The sequence below is a fragment of the [Clostridium] innocuum genome (assembly GCA_012317185.1).
GTDB classification, from domain to species: domain Bacteria; phylum Bacillota_I; class Bacilli_A; order Erysipelotrichales; family Erysipelotrichaceae; genus Clostridium_AQ; species Clostridium_AQ innocuum.
On the sequence record CP048838.1, the window covers coordinates 762,700 to 776,956 of the forward strand.

Annotated in this window: 28 protein-coding genes; all 28 read left to right on the forward strand. The window is 45.1% G+C overall.

Translation table 11 applies throughout. The features are described from left to right. Positions 1–14: 14 nt before the first annotated feature. The 28 genes from G4D54_03760 to rpsM all read left to right on the forward strand — a co-directional run bounded on the left by G4D54_03760 (position 15) and on the right by rpsM (position 14,257). Positions 15–755, forward strand: coding sequence for an ABC transporter ATP-binding protein (locus G4D54_03760; protein QJA01600.1), 741 nt, complete (start codon positions 15–17; stop codon positions 753–755). Next, positions 745–1,473, forward strand: coding sequence for a hydrolase TatD (locus G4D54_03765; protein ID QJA01601.1), 729 nt, complete (start codon positions 745–747; stop codon positions 1,471–1,473). The genes G4D54_03760 and G4D54_03765 overlap by 11 nt, the downstream gene beginning before the upstream one ends. A 296-nt stretch (positions 1,474–1,769) precedes the next feature. Next, positions 1,770–2,081, forward strand: coding sequence for a 30S ribosomal protein S10 (rpsJ, locus tag G4D54_03770; GenBank protein ID QJA01602.1), 312 nt, complete (start codon positions 1,770–1,772; stop codon positions 2,079–2,081). 13 nt (positions 2,082–2,094) lie between these two features. After that, complete coding sequence (gene rplC, locus G4D54_03775; GenBank protein ID QJA01603.1) at positions 2,095–2,781, forward strand: 50S ribosomal protein L3; 687 nt, start codon at positions 2,095–2,097, stop codon at positions 2,779–2,781. 3 nt (positions 2,782–2,784) lie between these two features. Further along, entirely contained in the window at positions 2,785–3,414 is a 630-nt protein-coding gene (gene rplD, locus G4D54_03780) for a 50S ribosomal protein L4 (protein QJA01604.1), read from the forward strand. Continuing rightward, a complete protein-coding gene (gene rplW / locus G4D54_03785) occupies positions 3,414–3,710 on the forward strand; it encodes a 50S ribosomal protein L23 (protein ID QJA01605.1) in 297 nt (98 codons plus the stop codon). Before rplD ends, rplW begins: the two co-directional genes overlap by 1 nt. Before the next feature lie 59 nt (positions 3,711–3,769). Continuing rightward, entirely contained in the window at positions 3,770–4,603 is an 834-nt protein-coding gene (gene rplB / locus G4D54_03790; GenBank protein ID QJA01606.1) for a 50S ribosomal protein L2, read from the forward strand. 19 nt (positions 4,604–4,622) lie between these two features. Next, positions 4,623–4,901: a 30S ribosomal protein S19 gene (rpsS, locus tag G4D54_03795; GenBank protein ID QJA01607.1), complete on the forward strand. Its 279-nt coding sequence runs from the start codon at positions 4,623–4,625 to the stop codon at positions 4,899–4,901. A gap of 15 nt (positions 4,902–4,916) precedes the next feature. Continuing rightward, the gene (rplV, locus tag G4D54_03800) at positions 4,917–5,252 is read left to right on the forward strand and encodes a 50S ribosomal protein L22 (protein QJA01608.1); all 336 of its coding nucleotides are present in this window, start codon (positions 4,917–4,919) and stop codon (positions 5,250–5,252) included. An 11-nt stretch (positions 5,253–5,263) separates the two neighbouring features. After that, a complete protein-coding gene (gene rpsC, locus G4D54_03805; GenBank protein QJA01609.1) occupies positions 5,264–6,055 on the forward strand; it encodes a 30S ribosomal protein S3 in 792 nt (263 codons plus the stop codon). Positions 6,056–6,058: 3 nt separating this feature from the next. Beyond that, positions 6,059–6,475 carry a 50S ribosomal protein L16 gene (gene rplP, locus G4D54_03810; GenBank protein QJA01610.1) on the forward strand — a complete coding sequence of 139 codons (417 nt, stop codon included), beginning with the start codon at positions 6,059–6,061 and terminating at the stop codon, positions 6,473–6,475. Between the two features lie 2 nt (positions 6,476–6,477). Then, a complete protein-coding gene (gene rpmC / locus G4D54_03815; GenBank protein ID QJA01611.1) occupies positions 6,478–6,678 on the forward strand; it encodes a 50S ribosomal protein L29 in 201 nt (66 codons plus the stop codon). 16 nt (positions 6,679–6,694) lie between these two features. Then, on the forward strand, positions 6,695–6,955 hold the full coding sequence (rpsQ, locus tag G4D54_03820; protein QJA01612.1) for a 30S ribosomal protein S17: 261 nt from the start codon (positions 6,695–6,697) through the stop codon (positions 6,953–6,955). Positions 6,956–6,972: 17 nt separating this feature from the next. Further along, entirely contained in the window at positions 6,973–7,341 is a 369-nt protein-coding gene (gene rplN / locus G4D54_03825; GenBank protein QJA01613.1) for a 50S ribosomal protein L14, read from the forward strand. A 12-nt stretch (positions 7,342–7,353) separates the two neighbouring features. Further along, positions 7,354–7,677 carry a 50S ribosomal protein L24 gene (rplX, locus tag G4D54_03830; protein QJA01614.1) on the forward strand — a complete coding sequence of 108 codons (324 nt, stop codon included), beginning with the start codon at positions 7,354–7,356 and terminating at the stop codon, positions 7,675–7,677. A gap of 12 nt (positions 7,678–7,689) precedes the next feature. Continuing rightward, positions 7,690–8,229, forward strand: a complete 540-nt coding sequence (gene rplE / locus G4D54_03835; GenBank protein QJA01615.1) for a 50S ribosomal protein L5 — start codon at positions 7,690–7,692, stop codon at positions 8,227–8,229. A gap of 16 nt (positions 8,230–8,245) precedes the next feature. Next, positions 8,246–8,431 (forward strand): type Z 30S ribosomal protein S14, encoded by a 186-nt coding sequence (locus G4D54_03840; protein QJA01616.1) that lies wholly within the window; start codon positions 8,246–8,248, stop codon positions 8,429–8,431. 21 nt (positions 8,432–8,452) lie between these two features. After that, entirely contained in the window at positions 8,453–8,848 is a 396-nt protein-coding gene (rpsH, locus tag G4D54_03845) for a 30S ribosomal protein S8 (protein QJA01617.1), read from the forward strand. Between the two features lie 21 nt (positions 8,849–8,869). Further along, complete coding sequence (gene rplF, locus G4D54_03850) at positions 8,870–9,415, forward strand: 50S ribosomal protein L6 (protein QJA01618.1); 546 nt, start codon at positions 8,870–8,872, stop codon at positions 9,413–9,415. Between the two features lie 21 nt (positions 9,416–9,436). Beyond that, positions 9,437–9,793, forward strand: coding sequence for a 50S ribosomal protein L18 (gene rplR, locus G4D54_03855; protein QJA01619.1), 357 nt, complete (start codon positions 9,437–9,439; stop codon positions 9,791–9,793). Between the two features lie 12 nt (positions 9,794–9,805). Continuing rightward, positions 9,806–10,318 (forward strand): 30S ribosomal protein S5, encoded by a 513-nt coding sequence (gene rpsE / locus G4D54_03860; GenBank protein ID QJA01620.1) that lies wholly within the window; start codon positions 9,806–9,808, stop codon positions 10,316–10,318. Between the two features lie 15 nt (positions 10,319–10,333). After that, positions 10,334–10,774, forward strand: coding sequence for a 50S ribosomal protein L15 (rplO, locus tag G4D54_03865; protein QJA01621.1), 441 nt, complete (start codon positions 10,334–10,336; stop codon positions 10,772–10,774). Between the two features lie 2 nt (positions 10,775–10,776). Beyond that, a complete protein-coding gene (gene secY, locus G4D54_03870; GenBank protein ID QJA01622.1) occupies positions 10,777–12,081 on the forward strand; it encodes a preprotein translocase subunit SecY in 1,305 nt (434 codons plus the stop codon). A gap of 19 nt (positions 12,082–12,100) precedes the next feature. Then, positions 12,101–12,748: an adenylate kinase gene (locus G4D54_03875; GenBank protein QJA01623.1), complete on the forward strand. Its 648-nt coding sequence runs from the start codon at positions 12,101–12,103 to the stop codon at positions 12,746–12,748. Positions 12,749–12,750: 2 nt separating this feature from the next. Beyond that, positions 12,751–13,524 (forward strand): type I methionyl aminopeptidase, encoded by a 774-nt coding sequence (gene map / locus G4D54_03880; GenBank protein QJA01624.1) that lies wholly within the window; start codon positions 12,751–12,753, stop codon positions 13,522–13,524. Further along, positions 13,517–13,735 (forward strand): translation initiation factor IF-1, encoded by a 219-nt coding sequence (gene infA, locus G4D54_03885; protein ID QJA01625.1) that lies wholly within the window; start codon positions 13,517–13,519, stop codon positions 13,733–13,735. The genes map and infA overlap by 8 nt, the downstream gene beginning before the upstream one ends. Before the next feature lie 24 nt (positions 13,736–13,759). Then, positions 13,760–13,876, forward strand: a complete 117-nt coding sequence (gene rpmJ / locus G4D54_03890) for a 50S ribosomal protein L36 (GenBank protein QJA01626.1) — start codon at positions 13,760–13,762, stop codon at positions 13,874–13,876. 15 nt (positions 13,877–13,891) lie between these two features. Continuing rightward, on the forward strand, positions 13,892–14,257 hold the full coding sequence (gene rpsM / locus G4D54_03895) for a 30S ribosomal protein S13 (GenBank protein QJA01627.1): 366 nt from the start codon (positions 13,892–13,894) through the stop codon (positions 14,255–14,257).

A 14,257-nucleotide genomic window follows, 5' to 3' on the forward strand; every position in this document is an offset into this window, starting at 1 on the left:
CACAGGAGGTCATCATGAAATTACGAGTGGAGGATATGGCAATCTCTTTTGATAACAGAAGAATACTGGAGCATGTCGGCTTTCATGTGGAAGAGGGAGAGTTTACTGCGCTGATTGGACCAAGCGGATGTGGAAAGTCCACATTGCTGAACATACTGGCAGGGCTTTTGGATTGTGAAGAGGGAACCTTTTATGTGGATGATGTGCAGGTTAGCGGCGTATCCTCCCACTTTGCCTATATGCCACAGGATGATCTTCTTCTGCCATGGAAGAATATTCTGGATAATGTTTGTTTATATGGAAAGCTTCACGGGCATGTGAAGGAAGCCAGAGAGCAGGCATTGCAGGAGTTTGAGGCATTTGGATTGAAGGGATATGAACAGGCTTATCCCTATGAACTATCCGGCGGTATGAGGCAGCGGGCTGCGTTTTTACGAACGGCACTTTGCAGTGCGGATATCCTGTTGCTGGATGAACCCTTCGGTGCGCTGGATGTCATCACCCGCAACGATATGCAGGATTGGCTGCTGAAGCTGAGAAGTGAATTAAACAGAACGATGCTGCTGGTGACCCATGATATTGAAGAGGCCCTGTATCTGGCAGACCGCATTCTGATTCTTGGTGGATCACCTGCTTCCATCTGTAGGGAAATCTCATTAAAGGATTGCAAAAAAAGCAGGGAGTGGCTGTATGATCAGGGTGGTCTGAAGAAGGAAATCTATCAGCTGCTGAAGGAGGGGACATATGATCGTTGATGCGCATATGCATATGGAGGAAGCTTATCCGGCAGAAATCTTAAAAGAACAGGACATTGCCTGTATCGCCAATGCCGCAACACCTGAAGAATATAAGAACTTAAGAAAGCTGCAAGAGAAGAATCCTTTCCTATGGATCAGTGCCGGTATTCATCCGTGGAAGGTGGATGAGGTTCACTGGGATGCAATGCTGCCGATTCTTGAGGAAGTGGACATCATTGGTGAAATCGGATTGGATAGTGTCTGGTGTAACACGGATATGACATTGCAGTCCCGGCTGTTTGAGCAGCAGCTTGCTTTTGCACAGCGATATCAGAAACCGGTGATTCTGCATCTGAAGGGAAGAGAAAAGGAAGCACTTGAATATTTGCGTCGCTATGAAAACCGGTATCTGGTGCACTGGTATTCCTGTGATGCATGGCTGCAGGAGTATATTGATCTGGGCTGCTGGTTTACCGTCGGTCCTTCGCTGCCCTTCGATGAAACGGTACAGCATGTGGCGGCCTGTGTCCCGCTGGATCGAATGCTGGTGGAAACGGATGGTATTTCCGCATGTACGTGGTGTGAGAATCGTAAGGTCGCACCAGAGGAGCATGGAGCCATATTAAAACGCAGTATGCACAAAATCTGTGAAATGCGTAACATATCCTATGAGAAACTGCAGGAACAGATGGTGGTTAACTGTGAAAAATTTATCGGGAAGCGATTTCCGTTTTAAAGAAAACTTCTATCGATTTAGAAGTTTTTTTACGTGATTTTCATCAAAAAAACATGTAAACGCTCTCATAAACTGCTGATTTTCAGCAGGAAACGCATTCGGAAAAGATTATGAAAAAAACTAAAAAAAGCCGTAAATAACGCTTGTAATCAACATTTGGATGTGTTAGAATATTATCACGACCGCAAGGACATGCGAGGTTGCCGACCCACTGAGAAACGTTGTCATGGACGGCGAGGCCGGGGAATTCGCATCGAGCGAGTCTATAGTCCATATAGGCGAAAGGAGATATATTCATGGCAAAAAATAGCGTAAGAATTCGCTTAAAAGCTTATGAGCACAGAATCTTGGATGCATCCGCAGAAAAGATCGTGCAAGCGGCACAAGCTCACGGTGCTAAAAAAATTGTTGGACCAGTACCTCTTCCAACTGAAAAGCAGGTGGTTACAATCCTGCGTGCGGTACACAAATACAAAGATTCTCGCGAGCAGTTCGAGATCAGAACGCACAAACGTTTAATTGAGATTGTCGGACCTACAGCAGAAACAATCGACTCACTGAGTCGTCTGGAGCTGCCTAGTGGTGTTGACATCGAAATTAAGCTGTAATGGAGGTGACATCATGAAAGGTATTCTAGGACGCAAACTTGGGATGACACAGGTCTTCACAGAGGATGGAACACTGATTCCTGTAACTGTAGTTGAGGCTTGTCCAAATGTTGTATTACAGAAGAAAACAGTGGAAAACGACGGATACGAAGCTGTGCAGTTAGGTTTTGAAGATGTTAAAGAAACACGCAGCACAAAAGGTGAAGCCGGACATGCTGCGAAAGCAAACACTGCTCCAAAAAGATTTGTCAAGGAAGTTCGCGACAGCGAATTTGCTGATCTGGAGCTGGGTGCTGAGGTTAACGTAGGAATCTTCAGTGCCGGAGAAACAGTAGATGTTATCGGTACATCCAAGGGTAAGGGATTCATGGGTACGATTGTTCGTAACAATGCGAAAATCGGTCCTAAGAGCCATGGTTCCGGACACCACAGACATATCGGTTCCCTTGCTACAAACGGTATTACCTCTCGTCAGGGTAAAATCTTAAAGGGTACGATGATGGCTGGTCAGGAAGGTGGTTACAGAACTACAAACCAGAACCTGACAGTGATCAAGGTTGACGTTGAAAACAACTACTTATTGATTAAAGGAAACGTGCCTGGGCCAAAACGTGGAATGGTTATGGTGCGCACTGCTAAATGTTCCAAGGGCAATACAGAACCTGTAACATTAGTGGATTACACGAAAGAGGAGGAATAAAAGATGCCTAAGATGGTCGTATTAAGCCAAACTGGTAAAGAGCTGAATGAAATCACTCTTGCAGATACAGTATTTGGCATCGAGCCAAATCAGCAATGTATCTTCGATGCTGTCATTATGCAGAGAGCATCTATGCGTCAGGGTACTCACGATACCAAAAACCGTACAGAAGTACGCGGTGGTGGACGTAAGCCTTGGCGTCAGAAGGGAACCGGACGTGCTCGTCAGGGATCCATTCGTGCCACACAGTGGAGAGGCGGAGGAATCGTATTCGGTCCGACTCCTAGAAACTATGGCTACAAGCTGAACAAAAAAGTTCGTCGTCTGGCTCTGAAATCAGCTCTGTCTGAAAAAGTGCTGGAAAACGCAATGAGCGTTGTGGACAAGTTTGAGCTGGAAGCTCCGAAAACAAAAGCTTTCAATCAGATTGTCGCTGATATCAACGCACCTAAGAAAACCTTATTCGTAGTATCTGAAGGTGAAGATTTTGAAAACGCATTCCTGAGCATGAGGAACATCCCTACTATGATGATGCTTACTGCTGATGGATTAAATGTTTACGATATCGTAAATGCTAACAAAATCGTCTTTACAGAAGCTGCTGTGAAAGATGTTGAGGAGGCACTTGCATAATGGAAAACTACAAGGATATCATCATCCGTCCGATCATCACTGAAAAAACGATGAGATACATGGACGCAGATAACAAAGTAACGTTTGAAGTTAAAAAGGGAACCAACAAAACACAGGTAAAACAGGCCGTGGAAGCAATCTTCGGTGTCGATGTTGAGAAAGTGAACATCGTGAATGTGAAACCGAAAACCAAGAGAATGGGTAAATATGTTGGTACTACCAAGAATGTCCGTAAAGCCTATGTGAAAATCAAGGAAGGTCAGGACATCAACTTATTCGGCGAAGAAGCTGAATAAGTTCAGGAAGAAGCACGCTATTTCCTGACTAAATATTGCGTAAGGAGGAAATTGACACTATGCCAATTAAGAAGTATAAGCCGACCACTCCAGGTCGTCGTGGTATGACTAGTCTGTCCTATGAAGAAATTACGACAGACAAGCCTGAAAAAAGTCTGCTGGAGCCGTTAAAGAGCAAAGGTGGACGTAACAATAACGGACGTATCACAACCCGTCATCAGGGTGGTGGACACAAGAGAGCTTACCGTGTTATCGATTTTAAGAGAAACAAAGACGGTGTTCCTGCTCGTGTGGCTACGATTGAATACGATCCAAACCGTTCCGCTAACATCGCTCTGTTGAACTATGCAGACGGTGAAAAGCGTTACATCATCGCTCCAAAGGGATTAACTGTTGGTATGACAGTAGTTTCCGGTGAAGGTGCCGACATCAAGGTCGGTAACGCAATGGAGCTGAAAGATATCCCTGAAGGTACTTTCATTCACAATATTGAATTAAAGCCAGGTAAGGGTGGCCAGATGGCTCGTTCCGCTGGAACATCTGCTCAGATCCTTGGTATTGAAGAAAAATACACAACGGTTCGTTTGGCTTCTGGTGAAGTTCGTAGAATTCTGTCTAATTGCCGTGCTACAATCGGTCAGGTTGGTAACGAAGACCACAGTCTGGTAAACTACGGTAAAGCCGGACGTATGAGATGGAAGGGTGTTCGCCCGACTGTTCGTGGTTCCGTTATGAACCCTAATGATCACCCTCATGGTGGTGGTGAAGGACGTACTCCAGTAGGACGTAAATCTCCAATGACACCTTGGGGTAAGAAAGCTATGGGTGTGAAAACACGTAAAGCGAAAAAAGCGTCAACGAAACTGATCGTTCGTCGTCGTAATGGCAAATAGGCAAAGGAGGAAATGAAAAATGAGTCGTAGTCTTAAAAAAGGCCCGTTCTGTGATGACCACTTAATGAAAAAAGTGGATGAGCTGAACAAAGCCGGTAAAAAACAAGTTATCAAAACCTGGTCACGTCGTTCAACTATATTCCCTCAGTTTGTGGAACATACATTTGCCGTTTACAACGGTAAGGAGCACCTGCCTGTTTACGTTACAGAAGATATGGTAGGACACAAGCTTGGTGAATTCGTGCCAACCCGTAAATACGGTGGTCACGGCGATAATGACAAGAAAGCTAAACGATAAGGAGGAAACGTTATAATGGAAGTTAAGTCAACAGCGAAAACATTACGTATCCCACCTAGAAAAGCTCGTATTGTTATCGATTTAATCCGTGGGAAAGATGCTGCTGAAGCAGCTGCAATCTTAAAGTTCACACCGAACGTTGCAGCAGAAGCAGTTGGTAAGGTATTGAAATCTGCAGTAGCAAATGCAGTGAATAACCATGATATGGATGAAGAAAAGCTGTACGTAAAGGCATGCTATGCAAACGAGGGTGTAACTCTGAAACGTTTCATGCCACGTGCAAAAGGATCTGCTAGTGCGATCCACAAACGCACCAGCCACATTACTGTTGTGGTTGACGAGCGTGATTAAGGAGGTAGCTCATGGGACAGAAAGTTAGTCCGATCGGATTACGTGTCGGTGTCATCCGTGACTGGGAGTCCAGATGGTACGCTGACAAGGATTATGCCGATTTATTATTGGAAGATGTAAAGATTCGTGAATTCCTGTTCGCTGAGTGCAAGAATGCATCAGTGTCCAGAGTTGAGATCGAACGTTCTAAAAACCGTGTGGAAATCATGATCCGTACCGCTCGTCCAGGTGTGATCATCGGGACAAACGGTGAAAATGTTGAAATGCTGAAGAAAAAAGTTGAGAAGCTGACTGGTGGAAAGAACATCTACCTGAAGGTTCTGGAAATTGCAAACCCGGATCTGGATGCAAAGCTGGTTGCCCGCAGCATTGCGGATCAGCTGGAGCAGCGTGCTTCCTTCCGTACTGCACAGAAGAAAGCTATCCAGAGAACAATGCGTGCCGGAGCAAAGGGTATCAAGACAGCTGTATCCGGTCGTTTGGGCGGAGCTGATATGGCTCGTACCGAAGGCTACAGCGAAGGTGTTGTACCTCTGCACACACTGCGTGCAGATATCGATTATGCTTGGGAAGAAGCATCTACGACTTACGGTCGTTTAGGTGTAAAGGTTTGGATTTGCCGTGGTGAAGTTCTGCCAGGACAGATGGTTCAGGAACCGGAAGCTCCGAAGAACAACATGAACGACAGACGCCGCAATCGCCGTGGTAATCGTGGTGGAAACAGAAACAACAGCCAGAGAAACAATAACAACAGAAACTCTGCTGGTGGAAATGCTCCTAGAAAAGCGGAAGGAGGAAAATAATTTATGTTAATGCCTAAGAGAACTAAATATAGAAGACCTCACCGTTTAAGCTACGAGGGACGTGCAAAAGCCGGTCGTGAAGTATCTTTTGGTGAATATGGTCTAATGGCTGACACTGGTGCTTACGTCAGCAACCGTCAGATCGAGGCCGCTCGTATTGCCATGACTCGTTACATGAAGCGTGGTGGTAAGGTTTGGATCCGTATCTTCCCTCACATGGCAAGAACGAAAAAACCTCTTGAAGTACGTATGGGTTCTGGTAAGGGTGCTCCTGAAGGATGGGTAGCAGTTGTAAAACCGGGCCGTGTTATGTTTGAAATCGCCGGTGTACCTGAAGAAGTGGCACGTGAGGCATTCCGTCTTGCTGCTCACAAGCTGCCGGTGAAGACAAAATTTGTTGTTAGAAAAGGAGAGAAGTAATTATGACAGCGAAAGAGATCAGAGAAAAAAGCAATACTGAATTATTACAAGAGATCGAAACGCTTAAAGATGAACTTTTTAATCTTCGTTTCCAACAAGCTACAGGTCAGTTGACAAACACTGCACGTATGAAGACAGTGAAAAAGACAATTGCCCGTATCAAAACTGTGATGACTGAGCGCGAGCTTGGTAGTCAGGATTAAGGAGGATCACTAAGTTATGGAAAGATCTAACCGTAAAGTATATCGCGGGACTGTAGTTTCCGACAAGATGGATAAGACAATTACTGTTATTGTTGAAACAAAGAAAACACACCCGTTATACGGAAAACGTGTAAAATATTCTAAGAAATTTAAAGCGCATGACGAAAACAATGAAGCTAGAATGGGAGATAAGGTAGAAATCATGGAAACACGTCCATTGTCTGCTACCAAGAGATTCCGTCTGGTGAAAATCGTCGAAAAAGCTGTACAGCTGTAATCAGGAGGTAGACATTCATGATCCAGAATGAAAGTAGATTACGCGTCGCTGACAACACGGGAGCCAAAGAAGTTCTGGTTATCCGCTGCTTAGGCGGAAGCGTTCGTAAGTTTTCAAACATCGGGGATATCGTTGTCTGTGCTGTAAAGCAGGCTGCTCCTGGTGGAACTGTAAAAAAAGGTGATGTTGTCAAGGGTGTAATCGTACGTACAAAACGTGGCGTTCGCCGTGACAACGGAACATACATCAAATTTGATGACAATGCGGTTGTCCTGATCAAGGACGACAATACACCGCGTGGAACTCGTATTTTCGGACCTGTTGCACGTGAGCTGCGTGACAAGGACTTCATGAAAATTGTGTCTTTGGCACCAGAAGTACTGTAAGGAGGTGTCTTTGTGAAAATCAAAAAAGGTGATAAGGTTCAGGTTATTACAGGTGCTTACAAGGGCACTATCGGTGAAGTAACCAAAGTTTTCCCTAAGGAAGACAAAGTAATCGTGGAAGGTGTCAACCTGGTGAAGAAGCATCTGAAGCCTACACAGGCGAATCCGGATGGCGGAATCATCGAGAAGGAAGCTCCGATCCATGTATCCAACGTAATGGCTTACGATTCCAAAGCGAAGAAGGCAAGCCGTGTCGGTTATGAAACAAAAACTGACAAAAAAGGTAACACAGAAAAGGTACGCGTCTACAAAAAAACCGGCGCTGAAGTTAAGTAGGGAGGCTAAAGGATGAATCGCCTAGAACAGAAATATAAAGAGGTCGTAACACCAAGCCTGATGAAGAAATTCAACTACAAATCAGTCATGGAAGTACCTCACGTAGATAAAATCGTTATCAATATGGGTATCGGTGAAGCTATTTCAAACCCAAAAGTGCTGGATGAAGCAGTTGCTGAGCTGGCACAGATCACCGGACAGGCTCCGGTAATCACAAAAGCTAAGAAGTCCATCGCAAACTTCAAACTTCGTGAAGGAATGCCGATCGGATGTAAGGTTACTCTGAGAAAAGAAAAAATGTATGATTTCATGGATAAGCTGATGAACATCTCACTGCCTCGTGTACGTGACTTCCGCGGTGTCAGTGCCACTTCCTTTGACGGTCGTGGAAACTACACTCTGGGTGTAAAGGAACAGCTGATCTTCCCGGAAATCGATTACGATAAGATCAACAAGGTTCGCGGTATGGATATCGTTATTGTTACGACAGCCAACACGAACGAAGAAGCAAAGGCACTGCTGGAAGAAATGGGCATGCCTTTCAAGAAATAGGAGGACTTAGACGTATATGGCAAAAAAAGCAATGGTTAACAAATCAAAACGTCCTCAGAAGTACAAAGTGCGCGAGTACACCAGATGTGAGCGTTGTGGACGTCCTCACTCAGTTTTACGTAAATACAAACTCTGCCGTATTTGCTTCCGTGAGCTGGCTTACAAAGGTCAGATCCCGGGTGTGAAAAAGGCAAGTTGGTAGTCAGATAGGAGGAATACAGTCATGATTATGACAGATCCGATTGCAGATATGCTTACCAGAGTTCGTAACGCGCTTCAGGCTCGTCACGAAACAGTGGAAATTCCTGCAAACAAAGAAAAAGTTGAAATCGCTAAGATTTTAAAGAATGAAGGATTCATCACAGACTATACAGTCGATGGTGATGTTAAGAAAACCATCACAGTTACTCTGAAATATGGTCCTAACAACGAAAAAGTAATCAACGGGCTGAAGAGAATCTCAAAACCAGGCTTACGTGTTTATGCAAAGGTGGACTCCATTCCTCGCGTAATGAACGGACTGGGAATTGCAATCATCTCTACATCCCACGGTGTGATAACAGATAAAGAAGCAAAAGCTAAACATGTTGGCGGTGAAGTCATCGCTTACGTTTGGTAAGAGCTTAACGGAGGTAAGAAAATGTCACGTATCGGTAATAAAGCGATTACCATTCCTGCCGGCGTTGAAGTAACCATCGCTGCCGGGAATGAGGTGACTGTTAAAGGTTCCAAGGGAACTTTAACTCGTCAGTTTAACCCTGCTTTGGGAATCAAGGTAGAAGAAAATGTATTGACAGTAACTCGTCCTAACGACGAAAAGCATGTGAAACAGCTGCATGGTACAACCCGTGCATTGCTGGCAAACATGGTGGAAGGTGTGTCCGAAGGCTTTACAAAGGAACTGGAACTGGTAGGTATCGGTTTCCGTGCTGCTGTAAGCGGAAGCAAGCTGACCTTAAACGTTGGGTACTCCCACCCGGTTGAGTTCGCTGTAGAAGACGGTCTGAAGGTAGAATGCTCTTCTGCTACGGATATCAAAGTATCAGGAATTGACAAACAACGCGTTGGTGAATTCGCTGCAAACATTCGTGCTGTGAGAAAACCAGAACCTTACAAAGGAAAAGGTATTCGCTATAAAGGTGAATATGTTCGTCGTAAGGAAGGTAAAACAGCAGGTAAGAAATAGTGGGAAAGGAGAAATTGAACAATGCTTAAGAAAGTTTCTAGAAATGACGAGCGTATGCGCCGTCACGTGCGTGTTCGTACCAAAATCAGCGGTACTCCTGAATGTCCCCGCCTGAACGTTTTCCGTTCAAACAGCAACATTCACGCGCAGATCATTGATGATGTTAACGGTGTAACCCTGGCATCTGCAAGTAGTGTAGAATTAAAGTTAGAAAACGGTGGAAATGTTGAAGCCGCTAAAACTGTAGGAACAGAAATTGCAAAGCGTGCAATTGAAAAGAACATCACTGGTGTCGTATTCGACCGTGGTGGATATGTTTACACAGGGCGTGTAAAGGCATTGGCCGAAGCAGCAAGAGTTGCTGGCTTGAAATTTTAGGAGGTTATGCGAATGGAACGTAGACCAAGAAGAAATCGCGATGCTGAAAAAGAATTTGAAGAACGCGTAGTTACCATTAACCGTGTAACAAAGGTAGTCAAGGGTGGACGTCGTTTCCGCTTTGCAGCTCTGGTTGTTATCGGTGACAAGAAGGGCCGCGTCGGCTTTGGTACAGGTAAAGCCAACGAAGTACCTGATGCAATTAAGAAAGCAATCGAAGATGCTAAGAAGAATGTCTTCACAGTACCTGTTGTAGGAACTACAATTCCTCATGCAATCACTGGAAGATACGGAGCTGGAGAAGTATTCCTGCGTCCTGCTTCTGAAGGTACCGGAGTTATCGCCGGTGGTCCTGTTCGTGCAGTCCTGGAGCTGGCTGGTATCAACGATATCCTTTCCAAGTGTCTGGGAAGCCGTACACCAATCAACATGGTTCGTGCTACGATCTCTGCCCTGAAAGATCTGAAAACGATCGAGGAAGTTGCTCGTCTCCGTGGTAAAAAACCAGAAGAAATTCGCGGTTAATAGGAGGATTAGAACATGAAATTACATGAAATGAAATATACTGAAGGAGCTAGACAGAAAAGCTACCGTGTTGGTCGCGGTCATGGCTCCGGAAATGGTAAAACAGCAGGAAAGGGTCATAAAGGACAGAAAGCAAGATCTGGCGGAGGCGTTCGTTTAGGTTTTGAAGGTGGTCAGACACCACTTGCTAGACGTTTACCAAAACGTGGATTTACAAACTTCAATCGCAAGGAATATGCTATCGTAAACGTTGCATCCCTGAACGGGTTTGAAGACGGTACGGAAGTAACTCCGGAATTGTTGATTGAATGTGGATTAGTAAAGAAAGAACTGGATGGTATTAAAATCCTGGGCGAAGGTGAATTGGAGAAGAAGCTGAGCGTAAAAGCAAACAAATTCTCTAAATCAGCAATCGCTACCATTGAGCAGGCAGGCGGAAAAGCAGAGGTTATCTAATCATGTTTAGGACCTTTGCAGACATGTTCAAGAATAAAGATATTCGTAATCGAATATTCTTTACTCTTGCCATGTTGTTCGTCTTTCGCTTCGGTTCAGCAATCACTGTACCGGGCGTAGATGTAACCGAATTGATAAAAGGTATGCAGGATAGCTCACTATTTGCGATGATTAATATGCTGGGCGGTGGTGGTCTGGAGCAGCTTTCCATTTTTGCGATGGGTGTTGGTCCATACATTACTGCCTCCATTATTATTCAGCTGTTATCCATGGATGTCATTCCTGCGCTTACCGAACTGGCTAAGGGCGGAGCAACCGGAAAGAAGCAGATTGACCGTTATACACGCTATCTGGCAGTCGTATTAAGCTTTTTCCAGGCATCCACACTGGTTTACAGTTTCTCCACACAGTATAAAACACTGCTGGTAAATGGAAGCGGATGGGCTTCTATTTTGTACGTTGCGACCCTGTTAACAGCAGGCAGCATGTTCATTCTGTGGATTGGAGACCGTATCAGCATGAAGGGAATTGGAAACGGTGTTTCCATGATCATTGCTGCCGGTATCATCTCCAGACTGCCATATCAGTTTACAACAGCATGGCAGACACTGGTGGATCAAAGCAACAGCAGTGCAACCTTCAATGGTATTCTGACATTCGGACTTTATATTGTGTCCTATCTGCTGATTATCGTATTCGTCGTCTTCATGCAGACAGCAGAACGTAAGATTCCGATTCAGTATACATCCAGTACTGTAACGACTCGTAAGAAGGACATGACTTACCTGCCGCTGAAAATCAATTCCGCCAGCGTAATTCCTGTCATCTTCGCATCCGCCATCATGGTTGCGCCGCTGCAGATCTGCAAAATGGTCTGGCCAGCAGCTGGCTGGGTCAAAACACTGGAAACCTATATGGGAATGCAGACTCCGGTCAGCCTTGTGATCTATGTGGTTTTGATACTGTTATTCACCTTCTTCTATACGAAGCTGCAGGTGGATCCGGAAAAAATCGCAGAGAACCTCGGAAAATCCGGTACGTATATCCCGGGAATCCGTCCGGGTACGGAGACCAAAGAATATGTTAACAAAGTATTGTGCAGAATCACGGTTCTGGGAGCAATCGGGCTTGCCTTTATCGCTGTTCTGCCGCATGCACTGCCTCTGATTCCAGGCATCAATCTTCCACAGTCAATGGGTATTGGTGGAACCGGAATCATCATCGTTGTCGGTGTGGCAATGGAAACGGTAAAACAGATCGAGGGACGCCTGACACAGAAATCCTACCGCGGATTCCTGCAGAGATAAAACGATAGAAGGTGAACCTATGAATATCCTGATTATGGGAGGACCTGGTGCCGGAAAAGGTACAATGTCTGCCAAAATCGTCGAGAAGTTTAACGTTAACCACATTTCCACGGGAGATATCTTCCGCAGTGAAATCGGAAAGGGAACAGCTCTTGGCATGGAGGCGAAAAGCTTCATGGATAAAGGACTGCTGGTTCCCGACGAAGTCGTTAACAATATGGTAAAGAGTTATCTGGAAAAGCTGGAAGACAAGAAAAACGGTTTCCTGCTGGACGGCTATCCGAGAACACTTGACCAGGCCAAAGCATTCGATGCACTGGCTGAAGGCAGCGAGCTTGCCATTGACAAAGTCATCGCACTTGAAATTGACTTTGAAAAGCTGGCAGATCGTGTAACCGGACGCCGCATTTGCAAGGAATGTGGAGAAATCTATCACATCAAATCAAAGCCGAGTAAAACCGACAATGTTTGCGATGTATGTGGTGGAGAATTATTCCAGCGCAAGGACGATACTGTGGAAAGCTTAACAGTGCGTCTGGAAGAGTACAGTTCACAGACGGCTCCGGTGCTTGACTATTATGATAGTAAGGGAATCGTCACAAGAATTGATGCGAGTCAGCCGATTGACAGCGTATGGAATGATACACTGACAGCTCTGGAGAAATAGGAATGGTGAAAGCCAAAACAAATCAGGAGTTGACAAAGATGAGAAAAGCGGGTATAATTGTTGCGCTTGCACATCGTGCAGCAAGTGCAGCAATGCAGCCCGGAATTACCACGCAGGAATTGGATAGAATCATTGAAAATGTGATTCTGGAAAACGGTGCAACACCGTCATTCAAGGGTCTGTACGGCTTTCCGGCAGCAGCCTGTATTTCTATAAATTCTGTCGTAGTACATGGTATCCCAGGCGATACCGTTTTATGCGACGGAGACATTGTTTCAGTAGATATCGGTGCCTGTTATCAGGGGTACCATGGAGACTCTGCCTGGACCTATGGCGTTGGCAAGCTCAGCGAGGAAGATCAGCGACTGATGCGTGTCAGTGAAGAATCCTTGTATGAAGGTTTAAAAATGGCCAGAGCGGGGAATCATTTAACTGATATTTCTCATGCAATCGGAGAATATGTGTTTACGCACGGATATTCGATTCCAAGAGACTATGCAGGACATGGTATTGGAACTTCTGTCCATGAAGATCCGACAGTTCCAAATTTTGGCCCAGCAGGCCGCGGCATCCTCCTGCAGGAGGGTATGACGCTGGCAGTGGAACCGATGGTTCACGCGGGCAAACCACAGACAAGAATGTTGAAGGATGGCTGGGGTGTTGTCACTAGAGACGGCAGCAAGGCAGCTCATTTCGAACACACGATTGTGATTACAAACCGTGGGTATGAAATACTCACAACACTGAATAAGGAGGAACGTCCAGATAATGGGTAAACAAGATGTTATTGAAATTGACGGAGTTGTTGTAGATACTCTGCCAAATGCAATGTTTAAGGTGAAACTGGCCAACGGACACGAAATTCTGGCTCACGTTTCTGGTAAAATCCGCATGCACTACATTCGCATTTTACCAGGGGACCGTGTTACCGTAGAGATTTCACCGTATGATTTAACACGTGGGCGTATAACATTCCGACACAAGTAAGTCGTGAATTAAGGAGGAAAACGCATGAAAGTAAGACCATCTGTCAAACCAATATGCGATAAGTGCCGCATTATCAAACGTAAAGGCCGCGTCATGGTTATTTGCGAAAATCCAAAACACAAACAGAGACAGGGAAACTAACGGAGGTGTAATGTAATGGCTCGTATTGCAGGTGTAGACTTACCACGCGATAAGCGCGTAGTAGTATCATTAACGTATATTTACGGTATCGGTCGCTCCACATCAGAAAAAATTCTGGCTAAAACTGGAATCAGCGAAGATATCCGTGTAAAAGACTTAACAGAAGATCAGGTAAATGCAATCCGTAACGAAATCGATGGTGTAAAGGTTGAAGGTGACCTGCGTCGTGAGGTTCAGTTAAACATCAAGCGTTTAATGGAAATCGGATGCTACCGTGGAATCCGTCACAGAAGAGGATTACCAGTACGCGGACAGCGTACAAAGACAAATGCTCGTACGCGTAAAGGTCCAGTTCGTACAGTAGCAAACAAAAAGAAATAG